General features: G+C 60.2%; 22 protein-coding genes and 1 other RNA gene. 9 read left to right on the plus strand and 14 right to left on the minus strand.

The window, feature by feature from the left end; translation table 11 throughout:
- Positions 1-5: 5 nt before the first annotated feature.
- The 5 genes from sdhA to ACYQ6M_RS22215 all read right to left on the minus strand — a co-directional run bounded on the left by sdhA (position 6) and on the right by ACYQ6M_RS22215 (position 4,653).
- Entirely contained in the window at positions 6-1,832 is a 1,827-nt protein-coding gene (gene sdhA / locus ACYQ6M_RS22195) for a succinate dehydrogenase flavoprotein subunit (RefSeq protein WP_075281691.1), read from the minus strand.
- A gap of 5 nt (positions 1,833-1,837) precedes the next feature.
- On the minus strand, positions 1,838-2,221 hold the full coding sequence (gene sdhD / locus ACYQ6M_RS22200; protein ID WP_022999038.1) for a succinate dehydrogenase, hydrophobic membrane anchor protein: 384 nt from the start codon (positions 2,219-2,221) through the stop codon (positions 1,838-1,840).
- Between the two features lie 10 nt (positions 2,222-2,231).
- The gene (sdhC, locus tag ACYQ6M_RS22205) at positions 2,232-2,630 is read right to left on the minus strand and encodes a succinate dehydrogenase, cytochrome b556 subunit (protein WP_055657171.1); all 399 of its coding nucleotides are present in this window, start codon (positions 2,628-2,630) and stop codon (positions 2,232-2,234) included.
- A 277-nt stretch (positions 2,631-2,907) separates the two neighbouring features.
- Entirely contained in the window at positions 2,908-3,843 is a 936-nt protein-coding gene (locus tag ACYQ6M_RS22210) for a glutaminase (protein WP_460075594.1), read from the minus strand.
- A 129-nt stretch (positions 3,844-3,972) separates the two neighbouring features.
- On the minus strand, positions 3,973-4,653 hold the full coding sequence (locus ACYQ6M_RS22215; RefSeq protein WP_022999041.1) for a sulfate transporter family protein: 681 nt from the start codon (positions 4,651-4,653) through the stop codon (positions 3,973-3,975).
- Between the two features lie 183 nt (positions 4,654-4,836).
- On the opposite strand from ACYQ6M_RS22215, the gene ACYQ6M_RS22220 reads away from it, so the two are divergent.
- Positions 4,837-5,583 carry a class I SAM-dependent methyltransferase gene (locus ACYQ6M_RS22220; RefSeq protein ID WP_460075596.1) on the plus strand — a complete coding sequence of 249 codons (747 nt, stop codon included), beginning with the start codon at positions 4,837-4,839 and terminating at the stop codon, positions 5,581-5,583.
- 48 nt (positions 5,584-5,631) lie between these two features.
- On the opposite strand, the gene recR is transcribed toward ACYQ6M_RS22220, so the two are convergent.
- From recR to ACYQ6M_RS22235, 3 genes are all read right to left on the minus strand, one after another.
- Positions 5,632-6,240, minus strand: coding sequence for a recombination mediator RecR (recR, locus tag ACYQ6M_RS22225; RefSeq protein WP_022999043.1), 609 nt, complete (start codon positions 6,238-6,240; stop codon positions 5,632-5,634).
- 152 nt (positions 6,241-6,392) lie between these two features.
- On the minus strand, positions 6,393-6,713 hold the full coding sequence (locus ACYQ6M_RS22230; protein WP_006935456.1) for a YbaB/EbfC family nucleoid-associated protein: 321 nt from the start codon (positions 6,711-6,713) through the stop codon (positions 6,393-6,395).
- Between the two features lie 89 nt (positions 6,714-6,802).
- Positions 6,803-8,713, minus strand: a complete 1,911-nt coding sequence (locus ACYQ6M_RS22235; protein ID WP_460075599.1) for a DNA polymerase III subunit gamma/tau — start codon at positions 8,711-8,713, stop codon at positions 6,803-6,805.
- Positions 8,714-8,877: 164 nt separating this feature from the next.
- On the opposite strand from ACYQ6M_RS22235, the gene ACYQ6M_RS22240 reads away from it, so the two are divergent.
- Entirely contained in the window at positions 8,878-9,198 is a 321-nt protein-coding gene (locus tag ACYQ6M_RS22240; protein ID WP_460075601.1) for a hypothetical protein, read from the plus strand.
- 13 nt (positions 9,199-9,211) lie between these two features.
- Here the strand turns inward: ACYQ6M_RS22240 and ACYQ6M_RS22245 are convergent, their stop codons facing one another.
- From ACYQ6M_RS22245 to ffs, 3 genes are all read right to left on the minus strand, one after another.
- Positions 9,212-9,610: a hypothetical protein gene (locus ACYQ6M_RS22245; protein ID WP_460075602.1), complete on the minus strand. Its 399-nt coding sequence runs from the start codon at positions 9,608-9,610 to the stop codon at positions 9,212-9,214.
- Positions 9,597-9,857 (minus strand): hypothetical protein, encoded by a 261-nt coding sequence (locus tag ACYQ6M_RS22250; RefSeq protein WP_022999047.1) that lies wholly within the window; start codon positions 9,855-9,857, stop codon positions 9,597-9,599. The genes ACYQ6M_RS22245 and ACYQ6M_RS22250 overlap by 14 nt, the downstream gene beginning before the upstream one ends.
- A 133-nt stretch (positions 9,858-9,990) precedes the next feature.
- An RNA gene (ffs, locus tag ACYQ6M_RS22255) (signal recognition particle sRNA small type) lies at positions 9,991-10,088 on the minus strand.
- A gap of 131 nt (positions 10,089-10,219) precedes the next feature.
- Between ffs and ACYQ6M_RS22260 the strand changes: the two genes are divergently transcribed.
- The 7 genes from ACYQ6M_RS22260 (at position 10,220) to ACYQ6M_RS22290 (ending at position 16,583) form a co-directional block, all read left to right on the plus strand.
- Positions 10,220-10,639 (plus strand): HIT family protein, encoded by a 420-nt coding sequence (locus ACYQ6M_RS22260; protein WP_460075604.1) that lies wholly within the window; start codon positions 10,220-10,222, stop codon positions 10,637-10,639.
- A gap of 162 nt (positions 10,640-10,801) precedes the next feature.
- Entirely contained in the window at positions 10,802-11,752 is a 951-nt protein-coding gene (nudC, locus tag ACYQ6M_RS22265) for an NAD(+) diphosphatase (protein WP_460075606.1), read from the plus strand.
- Positions 11,752-12,330, plus strand: coding sequence for a histidine phosphatase family protein (locus tag ACYQ6M_RS22270; RefSeq protein WP_209170359.1), 579 nt, complete (start codon positions 11,752-11,754; stop codon positions 12,328-12,330). The genes nudC and ACYQ6M_RS22270 overlap by 1 nt, the downstream gene beginning before the upstream one ends.
- A 66-nt stretch (positions 12,331-12,396) precedes the next feature.
- Positions 12,397-13,611 carry a lytic murein transglycosylase gene (locus ACYQ6M_RS22275; RefSeq protein ID WP_460075610.1) on the plus strand — a complete coding sequence of 405 codons (1,215 nt, stop codon included), beginning with the start codon at positions 12,397-12,399 and terminating at the stop codon, positions 13,609-13,611.
- Between the two features lie 180 nt (positions 13,612-13,791).
- Positions 13,792-15,057, plus strand: a complete 1,266-nt coding sequence (locus ACYQ6M_RS22280) for a SulP family inorganic anion transporter (protein ID WP_022999052.1) — start codon at positions 13,792-13,794, stop codon at positions 15,055-15,057.
- A gap of 182 nt (positions 15,058-15,239) precedes the next feature.
- Positions 15,240-15,854, plus strand: coding sequence for a hypothetical protein (locus tag ACYQ6M_RS22285; RefSeq protein ID WP_460075612.1), 615 nt, complete (start codon positions 15,240-15,242; stop codon positions 15,852-15,854).
- A 90-nt stretch (positions 15,855-15,944) separates the two neighbouring features.
- Positions 15,945-16,583 (plus strand): hypothetical protein, encoded by a 639-nt coding sequence (locus ACYQ6M_RS22290; RefSeq protein ID WP_460075614.1) that lies wholly within the window; start codon positions 15,945-15,947, stop codon positions 16,581-16,583.
- Between the two features lie 93 nt (positions 16,584-16,676).
- Here the strand turns inward: ACYQ6M_RS22290 and ACYQ6M_RS22295 are convergent, their stop codons facing one another.
- The 3 genes from ACYQ6M_RS22295 to ACYQ6M_RS22305 are packed head-to-tail and all read right to left on the minus strand — an operon-like array spanning position 16,677 to position 20,715.
- The gene (locus ACYQ6M_RS22295) at positions 16,677-18,308 is read right to left on the minus strand and encodes an ABC transporter ATP-binding protein (protein WP_460075616.1); all 1,632 of its coding nucleotides are present in this window, start codon (positions 18,306-18,308) and stop codon (positions 16,677-16,679) included.
- Between the two features lie 10 nt (positions 18,309-18,318).
- On the minus strand, positions 18,319-19,587 hold the full coding sequence (locus ACYQ6M_RS22300) for an ABC transporter permease (RefSeq protein WP_460075618.1): 1,269 nt from the start codon (positions 19,585-19,587) through the stop codon (positions 18,319-18,321).
- A 3-nt stretch (positions 19,588-19,590) separates the two neighbouring features.
- On the minus strand, positions 19,591-20,715 hold the full coding sequence (locus tag ACYQ6M_RS22305) for a microcin C ABC transporter permease YejB (RefSeq protein ID WP_022999057.1): 1,125 nt from the start codon (positions 20,713-20,715) through the stop codon (positions 19,591-19,593).
- Between the last annotated feature and the right edge of the window lie 19 nt (positions 20,716-20,734).

Genomic DNA, 20,734 nt, shown 5'->3' on the forward strand with positions numbered 1-20,734 from the left:
TCTCCTTAGTAGACGCGCGCTTTCGGCGCGATCTTCTTCGGATCGATGCCACCCTCTTCAAGGGTGGTCAGCGGATCGAGCACCACCGGACGGTAGTCCAGCTTGACGTTGCCGGCTTCGTCGACCCACGAGAGCGTGTGCTTGCGCCAGTTCTCGTCGTCGCGGCCGGCGAACGGACCGTCCTTGTAGTCTTCGCGGGCATGGGCGCCGCGGCTTTCCTTGCGGGCTTCCGCGCCGTAGACCGTGGTGATGGCGTTGGCCATCAGGTTCTCCAGCTCCAGCGTTTCCACCAGATCGGAGTTCCAGATCAGCGAACGGTCGGAGACCTTGAGGTCCTTCATTTCGCCCCAGATCTCGGTCAGACGCTTGCAGCCCTGCTCCAGGCTTTCCTGGGTCCGGAAGACGGCAGCATCTTCCTGCATGGCCCGCTGCATCTTGTCGCGAAGATCGGCGGTCGGGATGGAACCGGAAGCGTTCCGCAGCTTGTCGAAGCGGTCCATGATCTTTTCACAGGAAGCTTCGTTCGGCGCCGGCACGGCCGATTTCGGATCGACGACCTCACCAGCCTTGATCGCCGCCGCGCGGCCGAAGACCACAAGGTCGATCAGCGAGTTGGAGCCGAGACGGTTGGCACCGTGAACCGATGCACAGCCGGCTTCACCGACGGCCATCAGGCCTTCCTGAATGCGGTTCGGATTGTTGCCGTCCGCGTTCAGCACTTCGCCCCAGTAGTTGGTCGGAATGCCGCCCATGTTGTAGTGAACGGTCGGCAGGACCGGGATCGGATCCTTGGTCACATCCACGCCGGCGAAGATGCGGGCGCTTTCGGAAATGCCCGGCAGACGTTCGGCCAGCAGAGCCGGATCGAGGTGATCCAGGTGCAGGAAGATGTGGTCCTTGTCCTTGCCAACGCCGCGGCCTTCGCGGATTTCCATGGTCATGCAGCGCGAGACCACGTCACGGGAGGCAAGGTCCTTGGCCGACGGTGCGTAGCGCTCCATGAAGCGTTCGCCCTCGGAGTTGACCAGATAGCCGCCTTCGCCTCGTGCCCCTTCGGTGATCAGGCAGCCGGAGCCGTAGATACCGGTTGGGTGGAACTGGACGAATTCCATGTCCTGAAGCGGCAGGCCCGCACGGGCCACCATGCCGCCACCATCACCGGTGCAGGTGTGGGCGGAGGTTGCCGAGAAGAAGGCGCGGCCGTAACCGCCGGTCGCCAGAACCACCATCTTGGCGGCAAAGCGGTGCATGGTGCCGTCATCGAGGTTCCACGCGATCACGCCCTGGCACACGCCGTCTTCGGACATGATCAGGTCGAGTGCGAAATACTCGATGTAGAATTCGGCATTGTTGCGCAGGGACTGGCCGTACAGCGTGTGCAGGATGGCGTGTCCGGTCCGGTCGGCTGCAGCGCAAGTGCGCTGAACGGGAGGACCTTCGCCGTAGTTCTGCATGTGGCCGCCGAACGGGCGCTGATAGATGCGGCCGTCTTCGGTCCGCGAGAACGGCACACCGTAGTGTTCCAGTTCGTAGACCGCCTTCGGCGCTTCACGGGCCAGGTATTCCATGGCGTCGGTGTCACCGAGCCAGTCGGATCCCTTCACCGTGTCGTACATGTGCCATTCCCAGCAGTCCGGCGTCATGTTCTTGAGCGACGCGGCGATGCCGCCCTGGGCAGCAACGGTGTGGGAGCGGGTCGGAAACACCTTGGTGATGCAGGCCGTTCTCAGGCCCTGCTCGGCCATGCCGAGCGTGGCCCGAAGGCCTGCGCCACCGGCGCCGACGACCACCACATCATAGGTGTGGTCGACAAATTCATAGGTCTTGGCCATTCGGGTCAGCCTCCAAAGCCAATCTTGAGCACTGCGAAGACGCAGCCGAAACCGATAAAGGCGCAGAAGAAGGTGTTCGCCATCAACGTGAGGAACTTGATGCCTTCGCCATGCACATAGTCTTCGATGATCACCTGCATGCCGAGCTTCATGTGATAGACGCCGGAGAGGATAACCAGGAGCAGGATAATCGAAACGAGCGGGTTCTTGAGGGTCTCGACCACGTCGCCGTGGGAGGAGCCCTGCATCGCAATCACCAGGATCACGAAGAACGAGATCAGGAACACGTTGGCGACAGCGGTCAGACGCTGCTTCCAGAAGTGATCGGTGCCTTCCTTGGCAGATCCAAGGCCGCGTACCTTGTTCAGGGGTGTGCGCATATCTGTCATGACACTCTCCTTAGCGAACCGCGTAGCCGATGATCCAGAGGATCAGCGTGACGGCAACGGACCCGATGATGGTCGCCTTGGCGAGCCACTCGCGCGCTTCCTTGCCGAAGCCCGCACCCATGTCCCAGATGAAGTGGCGCAGGCCGCCGAGCATGTGATGCACAAGCGCCCAGGTGAAGCCGAACAGGATCAGACGGCCGATGATCGAGCCGTAGATGCCGTTGACGAAATCGAAGTAGCTGGGGCCCGCCGCAGCGGCGATCAGCCACCAGGCCAGCAGGACGGTGCCGAAATAGAGCGCCGCGCCAGTGATGCGGTGCAGAATCGACATGACCATCGTCAGAATGGGCTTGTAAATCTGAAGATGGGGCGACAGCGGGCGGTTGCCCCGCAGATCGGCGTTCGACATGGAATTCCTCTCCCGTACGACGCTAGAGCGAAATGCGCTTAAGATGACCCGTTTGAACCTGATTCCGACCCCGGACGAACCGGCGCAGCCTTCTGGCCAAACGACCCAACCTCAACTCACCTCACCCCAGTTTACGTTTACGCAAACGTAAGCAAATCAAAGCGTTGTCTAGGTGCGTAATAGCGCCAACGCTTCAAAAGGTCAAAATATCCTATAGGCCTAATTGCAAGGAAACTACTTCTATATCGTTTAAATTCATCCGGTGACAGAAAGTGACCTAAACGTGAGCCCCTTCGCCCCCGTGGGGAACGCCGAACACCGACCAGCCGGTTTTGTGAGCAAAATGCTCCATTGCTTCCGTGCCCAGCTTGGAATTGCCGTACTTGTTGAGACCCGGCGACCAGACGGCGATAGACGCCCGGCTTGGCGAAATCACGAGAATGCCGCCGCCGACACCACTTTTGCCCGGCATGCCGACACGAAAGGCGAAATCGCCCGAACCGTCGTAATGGCCACAAGTCATCATGAGGGCATTGATCCGCCTCCGGCGCTCGATCGAAACAAGGCCCGGCATCCGGGGCGCATCCACCAGAAAACGGCCGGCAAGCGCAAGCTGCCGGCAGGACATCTCAATGGCGCATTGATGGCAGTAGGTGCCAAGCACCTTGTCGACTGACGCCCGCAGGTTGCCGTAGGACGCCAGATAATGGGCAAGCGAGAAATTGCGGTGTCCGGTGGCGAGTTCCGACTTCGCGACCTTCTCGTTCATATGGATGCTGTCGTCGTCGCAGGCGGCGCGAATAAAGCGCAGCAATTCGCCCAGAGCTTCTCGTGGCGTTGATCCGGCCAGATAGGTATCCGTCGTCACCAGCGCCCCGGCATTGATGAACGGATTGCGGGGAATGCCGTCTTCCCGCTCCAGAAGCAGGATCGAATCGAAGGACAGCCCGGAGGGTTCGCGCCCAACCCTGTACCAGAGCTGATCTCCGACCCGGCCGAGCGCAAGAGCAAGGGCAAAAATCTTGGAGACGGACTGGATGGAGAACGGCACATCGGCATTGCCGGCTGTGAATACGCTGCCATCGGCCAGAGCGACGGCTATGCCGAACTGGTTGGGATCGATGCCTGCCAGTTCGGGAATATAGGTCGCGACATTGCCTTTGTCGGGATTGGCCGCAGCGGCTTCCGCGATTTCCGTCAGCAATTCCTGCATGTGCTCCTCCGGTTCGGAGGGCACTTGGTCAGATTGCCATGGGATATGCAAGTGTCGGGTGACGTGACGCCATCCTGGCAGCCTCAATTGCAGGGTGCCGTCTCCCGCACCGCAAGAGCGAGACAGTCTTCAGGCGCGCGCCACATTCTGTCGCTGCGCTGCCAGCAGCTTGAAAAGGTGCAGCATGAAGATGGTCGCAAAGATCGGTGTCACCAGGTTGAGAATCGGCACGGCAAGCAAGCCGGCGATGATCAGTCCACCGAGAAAAACGGTTCCGCCCCGTGCCTTGCGGAATGCCTTCGCCTCGGCCGCCGGAAGGAAACGCATGGCGGCGAATTCGAAGAATTCCCGGCCGAGCAGGTAACCGTTCACGATGAAGAAGGCGACCAGATTGACACCGGGCACAAGCAGCAGCACCAGGGCAAACAGGTTGCCCAAAATCACGACGCCGGTGAACTTGATGGTCTGCACGATCGACTGCGACAGCGGCAGTGCGCGGCCCGGCTGATCGTGCGGATAGTCCTTCTTGTCGACGATATCCGCGATTTCGTCCTGAAAGAGGCCGGCAAAAAGCGCTGAAATAGGCGCAATCAGGAAGCCGAGTACGAAAATTGCGCCAATGCCCGTCAGAACGGATATTGCCGTGTCCATCCAGGCATAGGGCAGCGCGACGAAGGCCGCGATCACGCCCTGAAGGGCGATCCAGATGACAACCAGCACGCCAAGTGTAAAGCCAAGCATCTTCCAGAAAATTGCCCGGAACGGCGGTTCGAACACCTCGGACATGGCGCGGGAAGCAGCTTGGAACATGACACCTTCAAATTTCTCGTGAACGACCGCCTCGACATAAGTGCAGCGCCGATCATGTGCAAGCCCGCGGACGATAGGCGACCGAAAACTAAACTTATTGTTGTGCAAACCAGCTTCTGAAACTAGCATTTGGTAAACGGTTGTTCGTTGCCGGTACTTTACACCCCAGGTTCGGACCGCACGATGCTGCATCTTCATTTCGCCCCCGACACCGACATCACCAAGAGGCTGGCACCCGAAGCCCTGAAAATGTTCCAGTTCGAGTGGAACATCTATCACAAGCTGGTGCGTGCCAACGAAATGCACCACCGGGAAATCGGCCAGCTCTTGCGCAACGAGATCGGCAGACGTTTTGACAGGCCTTTCGCTTTTCTGGACCTGGCCTGCGGCGACGCCAGTCTTGCGCAGACGGTGCTTCAGGACAGCAAGGTTGCGACCTACGAGGGCCTCGACCTGTCACGCCCGGCGCTGCAATGTGCCGCCCGGGTGATGAAGGACGTGCCGTATGATGTGGAACTTGCCGAAGAGGACATGGTGGAGGGCATCGTGACCCGTCCGGCCAGCGCCAACTTCATCTGGTGCGGTTATTCCATCCATCATCTTCAGCGCGCGCAAAAACAGGAAATGCTGTCAGCGGTCTGCAACGCGCTCAAGCCGGGCGGCGTCTTCGTCTGCGCGGAGCCTGTGTGCCTGCCCGGCGAAACACGAGCCGATTACACACACCGCTGGCAGGAAGAACTGCGCCACCGGTTTCGTTCACTAACCGACGCCGAATATGACCACCTCTGGGAACACATCAGCACGCACGACTTTCCCGAGACCCCGGAAGACTGGTTGGCGATGGGCGAGACAGCTGGTTTTACATCAAGCCGGGAGATCTTCCGGTTTCCCGGCGATCTGTTTTGCGCCGCGTTTTTGTATGAGAAGTGAGGCTGTCGGTTTCGGCAGTGTGCCAGGTGCCTGGTTTCCAGCGTGTTTCTAGAACCGCGTCCGGGCGCGTAGCGCCTGCGCCAGCGTGCCTTCGTCCAGATAGTCCAGTTCGCCGCCGACGGGCACCCCATGGGCGAGGCGGGTGACATTGACCTCAAGATGGGACAGCTGGTCCATGATGTAGTGGGCCGTTGTCTGCCCCTCGACGGTGGCGTTGATCGCCAGAATGACTTCCGAAAAGCCTTCCGACCCGCAACGGTCGATCAGCGAGGCGAGATTGAGATCCTCCGGGCCGATGCCGTCGAGAGGCGACAGGGTACCGCCCAGGACGTGATACCGGGCATTGACCGCGCCGGCACGTTCCAGCGCCCAAAGATCGGCAACATCCTCGACCACCACCAGAACACTCTGGTCGCGTTTCGGATCTGAACAGATGGTGCAGGGATCGGACGTATCGACAGTGCCACAAGTCGAGCAGATGCCGATTTCGCGAACCGCAATGCCCATGGCGTCCGCCAGCGGTACCAGCAGCTGATCCTTTTTCTTGATCAGATGCAGCGCGGCACGGCGCGCCGAACGCGGGCCAAGCCCCGGCAATTTCGCCAGGAGCTGGATCAGCCGTTCGATTTCCGGTCCTGCCACACTTTTCTGTGCCATGGTTTTCTCTTCAGCGCGCGTTGACGACCACCTGAAAGACCTGCCGCGTCAAACCGGCCGGATCGCTCCCCTCATTTCCAGGAAGCAACCAAGAGGCCGGCTTACGAGGCATGCCGCGAGGCCCTTACGGCCGCCACGCGCTTCAGTTGGTATCAGAACGGCAGTTTCATGCCGGCGGGCAGGCCCAGACCACCCATCAGTTCCTGGGTCTTTTCCTGAATTGCCTGCTCGACCTTGGCACGGGCTTCGGTGTGGGCAGCAATCAGCAGATCCTCGAGGATCTCCTTTTCCTCTTCCTTCAGAAGAGACGGATCGATCGACAGCGACTTCAGATCGCTCTTGCCGTTGAGACGTACGGTGACCAGGCCGCCACCGGCCGAGCCTTCGGCCTCGATCTCAACGATCTGCTCCTGCAGCGAGCCCATCTGCTCCTGCATTTGCTTGGCCTGTTTCATCATCTTGAGGAAATCCATGGAACGACTCCTTCCAAACCCTCACATGGCGCGGATTTCCGCGACCTTACCTATCTGGGAACTGCATTTAGAAGAACAAGAAGCGCGGATCAATCGTCTTCGTCATCCCCGAGCGCTTCGCTCAGGAGCGGATCGCTGACCATCGGGTCGGCCAGAGCAGCGTCGTCTTCTTCGGTGACCTGAACCTTCACGTCGACAACACGGGCACCCGGGAACTGCGCCAGCAGGGCAGCAACGGTTGGGTGCGACTTCGCGTCGGACAGGAGTTGCTGCTGGTTGGCCTCCTGCTCCTCGTGGATGGTCGGACGTCCCTGATTGCGGGAAACGACGACAAACCAGCGCTGTCCGGTCCATTCGGTCAGTTTGCGGCCGAACTCGCCGGCGATATCGGCCGGGGCGTCGTCCGTCGGCTGGATCTCGATCTTGCCGGGTTCGAATTTCACCAGACGCATGAGGCGCTGGATCTTGACCTTGAACGGAATGTCGCCCTTCTCGGAAGCAAGGGCGGCGCAATCGTAGAGGCTCTTGAGATTATACGCCGGCTGAGCCTGCGGTTCGGGCGCGGCTCGCGGCACTCCCTGAGGCGCAGGCCTGCCGCCCTGGATGGCCGAGAGCTGAGGACGGGCGCTTGCCTGCATGGTCGGGCCACTGCCCGAACTGCCGGGCGCGTAGTTCATGCCGACAGCCATGGCGGATGTACCACCGCCACCACCGGCAGGTGCTCCGCCACCACCAGATGGTGCCGCACCGCCAAACGGGTTCTGGCCATTCTTGATCTGTACCATCAGGTCGCCCGGATCCGGCAGGTCCGCGGCATAGGCAAGGCGCACCAACACCATGTCCGCAGCAGCCAGTGGCTTGGACGCGGCCTGAACTTCCTGGACACCCTTCAAGAGGATCTGCCAGGCGCGGGACAGAAGCCGAACAGAAATCTGCTCTGCAAACTCACGGCCTCGTGCCCGTTCAGCTTCGGTCACCGACGCTTCGTCAGCCGATTTCGGCGCAACCTTCATCCGCGTGACCAGATGCGTGAAGTCCGCCAGGTCCGTCAGCACGATGGCCGGATCCGCACCGACCTCATATTGCGCCTGCAGTTCGCCCAGGGCGTCCTCGATCCGGCCGGCCATGATGTGACCGAAAAGGTCTATCACCCGGGCACGGTCCGCAAGACCCAGCATCTGACGCAGGTCTTCCGCCTCGATGGCGCCGGCGCCATGGGCCATGGCCTGATCGAGCAGGGACAGGGAATCGCGCGCCGATCCCTCCCCCGCACGGGCAATCAGCATCAGGGCTTCGTCGGAAATCTGGATGCCCTCGGCATCGGAGATCCGGCGCAGCAGACCGATCAGCTTGGATTGTTCGATCCGGCGCAGGTCGAAACGCTGGCAGCGCGACAGGACCGTGATCGGCACCTTGCGGATCTCCGTCGTCGCGAAGATGAACTTCACGTGCTCCGGCGGCTCTTCCAGGGTCTTCAGCAGACCGTTGAAGGCGGCGTTCGAAAGCATGTGCACTTCGTCGATGATGTAGACCTTGTAGCGCGCCGTTGCCGGGCGATAGCGGGCCGCATCGATGATTTCGCGAATGTCGTTGATGCCGGTGTGGGAGGCGGCGTCCATCTCGATGACGTCGACATGGCGGCCTTCCATGATGGCCTTGCAGTGCGTGCCTTCCTGGGTGAGCTTCACCGTCGGCTTGTCGGCAACGCCCGGTACTTCGTAATTGAGGCCCCGCGCGAGGATGCGGGCGGTGGTGGTCTTGCCGACACCGCGCACCCCGGTCAGCATCCAGGCCTGCGCAATCCGCCCGGTTTCAAACGCATTTTCCAGCGTCTGCACCATCGGCTCCTGGCCGACCAGATCCTCAAACGTCTTCGGCCGGTACTTGCGCGCAAGAACGCGGTAAGCACCATCGTCGGTCGCCGGTTTCACCGCGCCCTGATCCGCCATCAACCCCGGCGTCTGCCCGCCGTCACTTTCGGAAAAGCCTGTCTCATCCATGAGCCGCACCATAACCATTTTTTCGAAAAGTGGGACGGGCTTTTGAAAGTTTTTGTGCGTCGGACTGCCCCGGGCCGCAATACCTTCAGGGAACCCTTTGCCCAAGCCACGCATTGAGTAACTGCCGGCCGTTATTTTCAGCCGGTTTTCATCAGGGAGACGATATGTCTGGAAAACTCTCGCACGACCTGTTCAGCCTCTGGTTCCAGGCGCCTGTCGTCATCGCCCTGCGCTGCCAGAACTGGACCGCAAACCTTGCGACGGGCACGGCCTGGACCAATCCGGAGCTTCATCGGATGATAAGCGAAAAGGCTGCAGCTGCGACGGAAAGCGCGCTTGCCATGAACAGGGCGCTGCTACGTGATGGAATGACGTCGTTTCAGCGGTACTGGCTGGGTGGGCAATCAATCGCGGCAAAGGGCACACGGCCCTATGCGAAGCGTGTCCGCGCAAACGCCAAGCGCCTGAGCAGGAAACCGCGGTAGTTACCTGATTTCCTCAACCCTGATATCTGTCCGGCAACAAAAACCGTTGCCTTGCGCCTGGCGACCCAAGCCGCGCGTCCGAATACCACGTTGCCATCAACGCCTTTGAGCTGAGATCCGGGTTCTTGGCAAGAAATTCGCCGAAGGTTTCATGCGGCGTCTCGGCCATCCGCTCCGACAGGATGCCCAGGAAGGCCAGGGTGATGGTGGTGTTGTATTTCTCCGGCACGCCTGCTCTGGAGGCAAGGCCACGCAAGGCGTTGCCATATCGGCAAGCCGCTTCCAGAAACTCGTACTTCTGCAGCATCCGGCAGGCAACGCCGATATGGTCCACGTGGCTGAAGCCTTTTGCATCCAGCTGGCCAGCTTCGAAGCGATCGGAAAGCTGCGCGTAATCCCTAAGCTCCGGCATTTGTCTCGTCCTTCAGTTTGTGGCTGTCGGCCGCGCTCAGATCGAGGTCGTAAACGCTCTTGAGTTGCCGGATCTTGTCCAGTGTCTCCTTCGAAAACGGCGGCTTGTTCTCAAAAGCATGCAGCGCCATGCCCTCGATCAGGTCGCCAAGACTGATGTCCAGATGTTCGGCGAGCCCTTTCAGGACCTTCAGCAACCGTTTTTCCAAGCGCACACCGGTTTGAACGCGCTCAACTGATTTTTCCATGTTGTTATCATGGTACCAATGTACCAGATAAGTCAACTTGTCGAATTGAGATGCGGAGAGCCCGAGCCCGAAAACAAAAAAGCACCGCGGAGAACCGGCGGTGCTTTTTGGTAAAGCTGATGCTTTGGATAGGGTGGGAGGCTGGCACGGCGACCCGTGCCGAGGCTCGTTAGGGCTGCTTCCTTCCGGACCTGACCCGGTTGGCGAGTGGCTCGTCCACCACCAACCTCCCGAGGGCCTTATATCAGAAGAAGGATGGGGTTTGGCAAGAGGGCAACACGGTTTTTTGTTCGCCGGGAAATCACACTCCCAAACCCGCCACGAAGCGTGTAGCCTTCGGGAAATTCTGCCCGGAGTGTTTCATGTCATCCTTTGCCCTCAATGCCCGTCTCGAAGGCGACAGCTACTTCGTCAGCGATCTGACGCTGTGCACCGTCCGTCTGCTGAAAGATGCCAACTATCCCTGGCTGCTGCTCATTCCGCGCCAGTCGGACCTCGTCGAGATCATCGATCTGGAGGAGGCCGACCAGATGCAGTTGATGCGAGAAATCGCCCTGGCCAGCCGGGTGCTGCGCGAAGTGACCGACTGCGAGAAGCTGAATGTCGGCGCTCTCGGCAATCAGGTGTCCCAACTGCATGTCCACGTGATCGCCCGTTACCGGGACGATCCGGCCTGGCCCGGGCCGGTCTGGGGAGCGTTTCCGGCGCAGGAGTATTCCCACGACAGGGTGGAAACCCTGATCGAGAAGTTGCGGGATACCCTTGCCGGTGACGACGACTGATTGCCGGACCGGTCCAACATCCTGCCTCGTAGCTGTTTCAATCTGCATTCAGATGTGATCGGCGGCACCGGCAGGAAGCGGTTTCTCAGAACTGGAAAATGCACTACGTGAAGAACCAGCACCTATTGACCTCCCGCCCCTTTCTCTTCCAAGGACTTTGACATGAACGCCAACCCCGCCGGTTCCCTGGCCATGGAAATGAGTTTCCTCGGCAACACCCTTGACCGGCAATCGACACGGCGTGGCGATACCGCCTATCTGGCAAGTCTTCTGGAAAAGCCCGATACGCGCATCGTGCTGTCGACGGACCGGACATTGGTCTTTGCCGCGGACGAAAACCTTGCCGCCGGGCATCGTCTGGAGGTCGCCCTTTCGCTCGGAGCCGTGCGGGAGGAGATGATTTTCCTGGGACTGCGCCCGGAAAACGACGAAGCCCTGTTCGCAACGGCCTTGCCCGCGACAGACGAAGACCTTGCGGATCGCACGGACCTTCAGCTTATCGACTTGCGCACCCTTGCCCTGCAGAACGCATTTGCACCGCAGGACATGGGCGCACTTGCCCAGGCCCGCGCCTTGATCCACTGGCATCGCACCCATCAGTTCTGCTCGCGCTGCGGCGAGAAAAGCCATCTGTCCGAAGCCGGATACCGTCGTGATTGCCCGTCCTGTGGCGGCCAGCATTTTCCGCGCACAGACCCCTGTGTGATCATGCTGATTACCGACGAGAGCGGAGACAAGGCCCTGCTGGGCCGCCCGGCCCGACTTCCGGAGGGCATTTACACCACCCTTGCCGGTTTCATGGAACCGGGAGAAACAATCGAACAGGCCGTGCGGCGCGAAACGCTGGAGGAAAGCGGGATCATTGTTGGCGACGTCCGTCTGATTGCCAACCAGCCCTGGCCGTTTCCGGCAAACCTGATGCTCGGCTGTATCGGCAAAGCGACCTCCTTCGACATCGCCATCGAGGACGACGAGCTTGAAGCCTGCAAGTGGTGCGACCGGGACGAAGTGCGGCAAATGCTGGCCGATACGCATCCCGAGGGCCACAAGATACCGCCTTCGATTTCCATCGCCTTTGAGCTGATCAAGGGCTGGCTCGACGGAACGCTCTGATGACCTGGTGCGCTTACCTGACCCATCCGGAAGTCCTTATCGATCCGGACGTTCCCGTTCCCGAGTGGGGCCTGTCGGATACGGGCCGGGAGCGCGCGGCGAAAGCCACCGTCCTGCCGTTTGCCAAGGACATCCGACAGGTAATCTCCAGTGCCGAAAAGAAGGCGCTTGATACCGCGCAGGTCTTCTCCGGCCGCCTCCGCGTCTTTCAGCGGTCGCTTCCGTTCCTGCACGAGAATGACCGGAGTGCGACCGGCTTTCTGCCACCAGAAGAGTTCGAGCGGACCGCAGATCTTTTCTTTGCCGATCCGCATCATTCCGTTCGCGGCTGGGAACGTGCGATCGACGCCCAGGACCGGATCGTCAATGGTGTCAAAAGTGCCCTGCGCCACATTCCCGAGGAAGACCCGGTCCTGTTCGTCGGCCATGGCGCCGTCGGCACCTTGCTGATGTGCCATCTGATGGCCGCACCGATTTCCCGCCATCACGACCAGAGACGCGGCGGCAGCTGGTACCGCTTCGAGAAATCCTGGCTGATGAGCCAGGCCGGGCGCAATTTGGCTTGGACAGTCCTTTAAGCACGGTCGGAGGAAGACCCGGAACATGTTAGGCTGCCCCGACCTGTCGTGATCCGGGAGCCCGATGTGATCTGCCGTTTGCCGAAGCTTGTTCTTGCGACCCTGAGCTGCCTCGCCGTTACATTCCTGCCCGCCAACGCGGGCCAGTATGATGCCCAATTCCGGCAGTTCTTGTCTTCAGAAGTTGCTCCGGCGGCGCGCCAGCAAGGCATCTCCCAGGCAACTCTCGACCGGGAACTGAAAGGTCTGACACCCGACACCTCCCTGCCGGGGCTGGTCGGGCCGGGCGGCAAGGGCACGCCGCCCAAGATCAACTTTCAGGCCGAGTTCGGTTCCCCAAGCCGCTACTTCCGGGACAGCCAATTCAACGCCCTTGTGCCGCGCGGGCGATCGCTGATGCAGAAACACGCGGCCGTGCTGTCGCGGATCGAAGCGAAATACGGCGTACCCAGCCGGATCATCCTGGCCATCTGGGCAAGGGAATCGGGCTATGGCGGGGCCAAGATCCCCTATGACGCGATCCGCGTTCTGGCGACGCAGGCCTTCATGGGCCAGAGGCCGGACTTCTTCAAAGGCGAATTGATCGCCGGATTGAAGATCCTGCAAAATGGCGACGTATCCAGGCAGGGCATGAAAAGTTCCTGGGGAGGCGCCATGGGTCAACCGCAGTTCCTGCCGTCTTCCTTCTGGAAGTACGCGGTCGATTTCGACGGTGACGGCAAGCGTAACATCTGGACCTCCGACATCGATACGATGGCCTCCATTGCCCATTATCTCTCGGCACATGGCTGGGTAGCTGACCGCGACTGGGGATATGAAGTCCATCTTCCCGACAACGTCTCATGTACGCGGGAAGGTCCGGACAACCGCCAGAAGATTTCCGACTTCGTGCGTGAAGGCGTCAAGCGCGTCAGCGACAAGCCTTTTCCGGCCAACGAGGTCAACCGGCCGGGCAACATCCTGCTGCCTGCCGGCCGCTACGGCCCAGCCTTCATTGCCACGGAAAATTTCTACGTCATCAAGGACTACAACGAGAGCGACACCTATGCGCTCTTCGTCGGTCACCTGGCGGACAGGTATGGCAACAACAGCGGTTTTGTCGGCGACTGGAAACCGATGAAGGAAACAACCAGAGGCGCGGTACGGAACCTTCAGCAGAGGCTTGAGGGACTGGGGCATGACGTTGGCGGCGCCGATGGCCTGATCGGCTTCAAGACTCGTCGATCCATCGGCAAGGACCAGGAGAAGAACGGCTTCTTCGCAACTTGCTGGGTCGGCTAGAACACACCCTGGCCGCTCTCCTGGGTTGTGTTTCAAGGTGCCCGCGAAACTGCTGTTTCCAGGTAGAAGTATGCCGTGACCAAGCGCCGCGGGATGCCCGTTTCAACAAACAGTTGATTTTGGGCGTGCAGTGCGGAAGACTGTGTCCACATCCTTCCTTACTGCTTCTCCGGTGCCTTCATGCGGCTCCCCAAGATCGTTACCACATTGCAGGATTATTCCCTGCCGCTCTTCCGTGCCGACCTCGTCGCCGGGATCACCGTTGCCATGGTTGCCCTGCCGCTCAGCCTGGCGATCGCCATTGCTTCGGGGGCTGATCCTGCGAAAGGGCTGGTGACGGCGATTGTCGGCGGGTTCTTCATCTCGCTTCTCGGCGGCAGCCGGGTGCAGATTGGCGGGCCGACCGGCGCTTTCATCGTGGTGGTTTACGGCGTCATTGCAGATCACGGGTACGACGGGCTGGTGCTGGCAACCTTCATGGCAGGAATACTGCTATTGATCGGCGGGTATTTCCGGATCGGCAGGCTGATCCGCTATGTGCCGGAAGCCGTGGTCAACGGGTTCACCATCGGCATCGCGATCATCATCGCCTCCAGCCAGATCAAGGATTTCTTTGGCCTTCAGATCTCCGAGGTACCGGCGGACTTTCTGGAAAAACTTCCCGTTCTCTGGGAGGCACGTGACACCGCCTCGCTGGCCGCCAGCGGACTTGCCCTGGTCACGCTGGTAATGATCGTCACCCTGCGCCGGATGGCTCCGGCCTTTCCGGGGCTGATCGTTGCCGTGTCACTGGCCTCGCTGGCTGTCGTTCTGGCCACCCTGCCGGTAGAGACCATAGCCTCGCGCTTCGGTGCCCTGCCCAACACGCTGCCACTTCCGGCGCTGCCGAGTGTCACTGTCGAGCGGGTCGTGGAGCTGTTTCCCTCCGCCATCGTGATCGCGTTCCTTGCCGGCGTGGAATCACTTCTGTCCGCGATGGTGGCCGACAGGATGATCGAAGGAAGCCACCGCCCCAACGCCGAGATGCTGGCACAGGGAACCGCCAATATCGCGTCTGCCCTTTTTGGCGGCCTTCCAGCCACCGGTGCCATTGCCCGCACGGCCACAAACGTCCGTGCCGGTGGCAAGACGCCGGTATCCGGGCTCGTGCATGCGCTTGCCATCTTGCTGATCATGCTGGTTGCGGCCCCACTGGCCGGATACCTTGCCTTGCCCGCCATGGCGGCCTTGCTGGTTCTCACTGCCTGGAGCATGAGCGAACCGCACAAGTGGAAATCCTATCTGAGCGCCCCGATGGCCGACCGCATGTTGCTGTTGACCACGCTGATCCTGACGGTCCTGATCGATCTGACCGTCGCCATCGGCGTTGGCGTTTCAATCGGTCTTGCCCTCAGGCTGCGCGAACGCAAGAAGCAGCCGGACGACTGGTCTATGCCGGAACGCTGACACGGCCGGTCACCGCCTGCAAGACATTCAAAACACAAGGTTTTCAGCTGGAATTCCCAATGTCCCCTTTGGTTGCGACCAGCCAAAGGTCTGATGCCGTGTGCGCGGCATATAATTTCTGCTTTTATTTTTTATTGTTTTACGATAATTAATCGCTGCAACTTAAATTGGAGCCACTCCACATGTCTGTTTTGTCGTCTTGCGGCGCGAACCCTCGGGTACGCGCGAGAACCCTTCTTATTGCTCTCTTTCTGACGGCCTTTGGCACCGCATCGTCCTTTGCGGACCCACTCGACCGGTTCAATCCCGCCACGACCGACCCTGACCTCTTCCGGCTAGCGGTCCGTCATCCCGACAGAATGAAAGTTCCGGATGGAGCTGCAACGGTTCATGTTGTCCTGTCCGACAAGGAAACGGGGCGCGTTGTCCAGGAAAAGCGGATCGAGCTGCAAAGGACCACAACCGGCGAACAGGCAGCTGAAGTACGTACGGAGGCACCGGAAAACGTGGTGACTGTGTATCGGATCCCGGCAAAACAGGTGGCTGAATTGCGAGCACTGCAGGCCAAGTATCTGGCCATGCCCCAGTCTCGTCAGCAATCGATTGGCGGATCCCTGTCGATCGACGTCACCGGCTGCAAGCTAGATGCGGCCGACACCGGCGAAATGCTGATTTCGACTTATCTCAAGACATCGGAACTGGAGACCTTCGTGGCTCTGGCGGAGAATTTCGACCTGCGAAACACGCAGGCTTCAAGCCGCAACGACCTCGAGCACTCGATCCCGCCCTGTTCATGACCGGGGAAGCGGGCAAGGTCACCCCAGACCTTGCCCACCCCTGCCACGGACAATCACACTCTCCTGTCTTCGGATCGAAACGCAATTTCCATGTCGACCACTTTTTCAAGCCGCTCGCTGCTTGCGGTTATGCTTTGCCTGACCCTGTTTCTGTTGGCTGCATGCAGTCATGTTCCAGTTGCCACCATGGTCAAACTGGCAAACTTCGACCTTCTGAAAACCAATCCGGCAGGCTTGCGGGTTGCCGTCCGATATCCGGCCAGCATCCGTATCCCGGAAGGCCGAGCACGCATGATGCTGACGGTGAAGGACAAGAAGACCGGCAAACTGGTTATGGAGGAGAAACTTGCTTTCGTCCGCGTATCGTCCAAGGCAGAGCGGGCGGAGCTGAGCGCCGAACTGCAGGAAGGCCGGCGGATTGCGATCTACCGGCTACCGGACGACAAGATCCCCGCCTTCAAGGCCTTTCAGACGTACCTTCTGACAATGGACAAGGCGGAACGGGACAAGATCGAAGGCAATATGGAAGTCGCCGTCGACGGCTGCCTTGCTTTCGAGCACCGGCCCGCGCGTATCCTGGTCAGCACCTATCTGAAAGCGGATGAGCTGGGCGGCTACATACCACTGCTGCGCGATGTCGATCTTGAGGAACAGATGGCTGACGGCAAGAACGGCGTCGATGGTAGCCTGCCGCGCTGTACGGACGCCCGCGCCGCTACTGAAGAATAACGGCTCAAGCGAGTGCACTGTCCGTCCTTCGAGACCGGCAGACGGCACACCTTTGGACGAGGCAGCGCATGTGCCCTGCCCGGTCCAACAGGATTACGCGCTCACCACACCTTCCGGTGCGGCTTCCAGGCGGAAGGCGGCAGCCATCAGGGCCTTGGTGTAATCAGTCCGGGGCGCATCGAAGATCTGTTCGGAGGCGCCCTGTTCCACCACCTTGCCCTGCCGCATGACGATAACCTCGTTGGCCAGGGCGCGGACAACCTTCAGGTCGTGTGAAATGAACAGATAGGCAAGACCGTGCGCCTTCTGCAGATCTCGCAACAGATCGACCACCTGGGCCTGGACACTCATGTCGAGGGCTGAAGTCGGCTCGTCCAGCATGACGAACTTCGGCTCAAGAACCATGGCCCGTGCGATGGAGATGCGCTGACGCTGGCCGCCTGAGAATTCATGCGGATAGCGATGCCGGGTGGACGCATCGAGCCCGACTTCCTCCAGGGCCTTGGCGACCTTACGGTCGCGCTCATCGGCCGAAATACCGGGAAAATGCACCTGCAGGCCTTCACCGACGATTTCAGCCACCGACATGCGCGGGCTCAGCGCACCAAAGGGATCCTGAAACACGATCTGCATGTCCCGGCGCAGCGGGCGCATTTCCTTCCAGGAATTCTTCTGGATTTCGGCACCGTTGAAGGCAATCCGCCCGGTGGAGGAAATCATGCGCAGGATCGCAAGACCGAGTGTCGTCTTGCCCGATCCGCTTTCGCCGACGATCCCGAGCGTCTGGCCCTGCCGCACTTCCACATCGATTCCGTCCACCGCCTTGATGTGGTCGACGGTCTTGCGCAGGAAGCCCCGCTTGACCGGGAACCACACCTTCAGATCATCTGCCTGAACGACAATCGGCTTGCTCTTGTCCGTCGCCGGTGGTTCGCCCTTGGGCTCAGCAGTGAGAAGGTGCTTGGTGTAGGCGTGCTGCGGCCGGTCGAAGATATCGGCGACCGGTCCCTGCTCGACGATCTTGCCCTTGGTCATCACGCAGACCCGGTCGGCGAACTTGCGCACAATCCCAAGGTCGTGGGTAATGAACAGCATCGCCATGCCGTGGCGGCGCTGAAGGTCCTTCAGCAACTCCAGGATCTGCGCCTGAACCGTGACGTCGAGCGCCGTGGTCGGTTCGTCGGCAATCAGCAGATCCGGTTCGTTGGCCAGCGACATGGCAATCATCACGCGCTGGCGCTGGCCGCCGGAAAGCTGGTGCGGATAGGAGTTGAGACGTTTTTCAGGATCGCGGATGCCCACCTGGTTGAGCAGTTCCAGCACGCGCTCACGCGCCTTTGTATCGCTCATGCCCCGGTGGATCTTCAGAATTTCCGAAACCTGCTTTTCCACCGAGTGCAGCGGATTGAGCGAGGTCATCGGTTCCTGGAAAATCATCGAGATGCCGTTGCCCCGCACCTTGCGCAGTTCGGCTTCTTCAACCGCCAGAAGATCCTGACCGTTCATCAGGATCCTGCCGGAGGGGTGCGAGGCTGCGGGATAAGGCAAAAGCCGCAGGACCGACTGAGCGGTTACGGACTTACCCGAGCCGCTTTCCCCCACCAGTGCGACGGTCTCACCCTTCTTGATGTCGAAGGTGATCCGGTCGACGGCAAGGTTCTTGCTGCCGCCTTGGGAAAAGGCGACGGACAGGTCTTCTACGGAGAGGAGCGATTCTTTTGTCATCTTGTGTTCCTCACCCCAGACTCTTGCGCGGGTCGAACGCATCACGCACTGCCTCGCCGATAAAGATCAACAGGCTCAACATCAGTGAAATGACCATGAAGCCGGTGATCCCGAGCCAGGGCGCCTGAAGGTTGTTCTTGCCCTGCGCCAGCAGTTCGCCAAGTGATGCCGACCCTGGCGGCAGGCCGAAGCCGAGGAAATCCAGCGCCGTCAGGGTGGAAATCGAACCGTTGAGAATGAACGGCATGAAGGTAAGCGTCGCCACCATGGCGTTGGGAAGCAGGTGCCGCCACATGATCACCGGATTGGAAACGCCGAGTGCCCGGGCTGCGGATATGTATTCCAGGTTCCGGCCGCGCAGGAATTCCGCGCGCACGACACCCACGAGCGCCACCCAGGAAAATGCCAGCAGGATGGTGAAAAGCGTCCAGAAGCCGGGCACCAGAAACGACGACACGATCAGGATGAGGTAAAGCGTTGGCACCGCCGTCCAGATCTCGATGAAACGCTGGAACAGGAGATCGGTCCAGCCGCCATAATAGCCCTGCACGGCCCCTGCCGCGATGCCGATGACGGAGGATGCCAGCGTCAGCGCCAGACCGAACAGCACGGAAATCCGGAAGCCGTAGACGAGACGCGCAAGCACATCCCGGCCCTGGTCGTCCGTACCGAGCCAGTTCCAGTTGCCCATGACGCAATTGGGGTCTTCCGCGCCAAGCGGATAGCGCGAGCAACGCTTTTCCTTGTCCATCGTCCAGGAGGGAGGTGCAGGTGCCGGGACCGGAATGTCATTGTTGACCGATCGGTAGGAATAACGCACCGGCGGCCACAGCATCCAGCCGTTGGCGCTGATCTCTTCCTGGATGAACGGATCGCGGTAGTCGGTCACCGCCAGGAAGCCGCCGAACTTTTCTTCCGGGTAATCGACGAAGACCGGCGCCAGCAATTCGCCGTTGTAGGAAACAAGGATCGGCCGGTCGTTGGTCAGGAATTCGGCCAGCATGGCCATGACGAACAGCACCAGGAAGATCCAGAGCGACCAGTATCCGCGCCTGTTGGCCTTGAAGTTCACCAGCCGCCGCTGGTTTATCGGCGAAAGGCGTGCCTTGGTCCCCTGTGCCGGGACGACAAACGCTTCGCGATCATCCGTTACAGCTGCCTCGAAGTAGGCCGCCCTGGACCGCTCGCGGCTTTCAGCTTCATATCCGCCAGCCTCATGTCCGCCACTGCCGGTCTCGTAGTTTGCACTTCCTGCATCACTGTCTGAATCGGTCGCCATCGATCAGACCTCCCTGCTTTCGAAGTCGATCCGGGGATCGATCCAGGTGTAGGTCAGGTCGGAAATGAGGTTCACCAGAAGTCCCATGAGCGAGAAGATATAGAGCGTTGCGAAAACAACCGCGTAGTCGCGGTTGATCACCGATTCAAAACTGAGCAATCCCAGGCCATCGAGCGAGAAGATCGTCTCGATGAGGAGCGAGCCGGCAAAAAAGGACGAGATGAAGGCTCCCGGAAAACCGGCCACCACGATCAGCATGGCATTGCGGAACACATGGCCGTAAAGCACCTGGCTTTCCGTCAGTCCCTTTGCCCTTGCGGTGATCACGTATTGCTTGCGGATTTCATCCAGGAACGAGTTCTTGGTCAGCAAGGTGGTGGTGGCAAAGGCGGACAGGGCCATGGCCGTCAGAGGCAGGGCAAGGTGCCAGAAATAGTCGGCGATCCGGGCAGGCCACGAGAGCTGTTCCCAATTGTCAGACACCAGCCCCCGCAAGGGAAAGATATCCCAGAAGGAGCCGCCGGCGAAAAGCACGATCAAGAGAACCGCAAAGAGAAAGCCCGGTATGGCGTAAGCCACGACGATCACACCGGAGGTCCAGACGTCGAACCGCGAACCGTCCGAAACGGCCTTGCGGATCCCGAGCGGTATCGACACCGCATAGGATATCAACGTCATCCAGAGGCCGAGAGAGATCGAAACCGGCAGTTTTTCGGCAATCAGATCGATGATCTTGATGTCGCGGAAATAGCTTTCCCCGAAATCGAAGCGGGCATAGTCGCCCAGCATCTTCAGGAAGCGTTCGAGCGGCGGCTTGTCGAAACCGAACTGCGCTTCCAGTTCCTTGATGAATTCCGGGTCAAGCCCCTGGGCACCGCGATATTTCGAACTGGCCGAGTCTGCAGTTGCGCCACCACTGCCACCGGAGGCGTCGTTGCCGCCCCCCAGCATGTCGCTGCCACCACCGCTGATGCGTGATGTCGCCGAAACGTCCGTTCCCTGCAACTGGGCAATGACCCGCTCGACCGGACCACCTGGCGCAAACTGGATGATGACGAAGTTGATTGCCATGATCCCGACCAGCGTCGGTATCATCAGCAGCAAGCGGCGGAGGATGTAGGCGCCCATGGAGTGTGTGCAGTCCCTT

The organism is Roseibium sp. ROS1, from assembly GCF_054658215.1.

Coding starts and splice junctions, on each gene's coding strand:
- sdhA (WP_075281691.1), bottom strand. CDS start 1,832: ATGGCCAAGACCTATGAATTTGTCGACCACACCTATGATGTGGTGGTC.
- sdhD (WP_022999038.1), bottom strand. CDS start 2,221: ATGACAGATATGCGCACACCCCTGAACAAGGTACGCGGCCTTGGATCT.
- sdhC (WP_055657171.1), bottom strand. CDS start 2,630: ATGTCGAACGCCGATCTGCGGGGCAACCGCCCGCTGTCGCCCCATCTT.
- ACYQ6M_RS22210 (WP_460075594.1), bottom strand. CDS start 3,843: ATGCAGGAATTGCTGACGGAAATCGCGGAAGCCGCTGCGGCCAATCCC.
- ACYQ6M_RS22215 (WP_022999041.1), bottom strand. CDS start 4,653: ATGTTCCAAGCTGCTTCCCGCGCCATGTCCGAGGTGTTCGAACCGCCG.
- ACYQ6M_RS22220 (WP_460075596.1), top strand. CDS start 4,837: ATGCTGCATCTTCATTTCGCCCCCGACACCGACATCACCAAGAGGCTG.
- recR (WP_022999043.1), bottom strand. CDS start 6,240: ATGGCACAGAAAAGTGTGGCAGGACCGGAAATCGAACGGCTGATCCAG.
- ACYQ6M_RS22230 (WP_006935456.1), bottom strand. CDS start 6,713: ATGGATTTCCTCAAGATGATGAAACAGGCCAAGCAAATGCAGGAGCAG.
- ACYQ6M_RS22235 (WP_460075599.1), bottom strand. CDS start 8,713: ATGGATGAGACAGGCTTTTCCGAAAGTGACGGCGGGCAGACGCCGGGG.
- ACYQ6M_RS22240 (WP_460075601.1), top strand. CDS start 8,878: ATGTCTGGAAAACTCTCGCACGACCTGTTCAGCCTCTGGTTCCAGGCG.
- ACYQ6M_RS22245 (WP_460075602.1), bottom strand. CDS start 9,610: ATGCCGGAGCTTAGGGATTACGCGCAGCTTTCCGATCGCTTCGAAGCT.
- ACYQ6M_RS22250 (WP_022999047.1), bottom strand. CDS start 9,857: ATGGAAAAATCAGTTGAGCGCGTTCAAACCGGTGTGCGCTTGGAAAAA.
- ACYQ6M_RS22260 (WP_460075604.1), top strand. CDS start 10,220: ATGTCATCCTTTGCCCTCAATGCCCGTCTCGAAGGCGACAGCTACTTC.
- nudC (WP_460075606.1), top strand. CDS start 10,802: ATGAACGCCAACCCCGCCGGTTCCCTGGCCATGGAAATGAGTTTCCTC.
- ACYQ6M_RS22270 (WP_209170359.1), top strand. CDS start 11,752: ATGACCTGGTGCGCTTACCTGACCCATCCGGAAGTCCTTATCGATCCG.
- ACYQ6M_RS22280 (WP_022999052.1), top strand. CDS start 13,792: ATGCGGCTCCCCAAGATCGTTACCACATTGCAGGATTATTCCCTGCCG.
- ACYQ6M_RS22285 (WP_460075612.1), top strand. CDS start 15,240: ATGTCTGTTTTGTCGTCTTGCGGCGCGAACCCTCGGGTACGCGCGAGA.
- ACYQ6M_RS22290 (WP_460075614.1), top strand. CDS start 15,945: ATGTCGACCACTTTTTCAAGCCGCTCGCTGCTTGCGGTTATGCTTTGC.
- ACYQ6M_RS22295 (WP_460075616.1), bottom strand. CDS start 18,308: ATGACAAAAGAATCGCTCCTCTCCGTAGAAGACCTGTCCGTCGCCTTT.
- ACYQ6M_RS22300 (WP_460075618.1), bottom strand. CDS start 19,587: ATGGCGACCGATTCAGACAGTGATGCAGGAAGTGCAAACTACGAGACC.
- ACYQ6M_RS22305 (WP_022999057.1), bottom strand. CDS start 20,715: ATGGGCGCCTACATCCTCCGCCGCTTGCTGCTGATGATACCGACGCTG.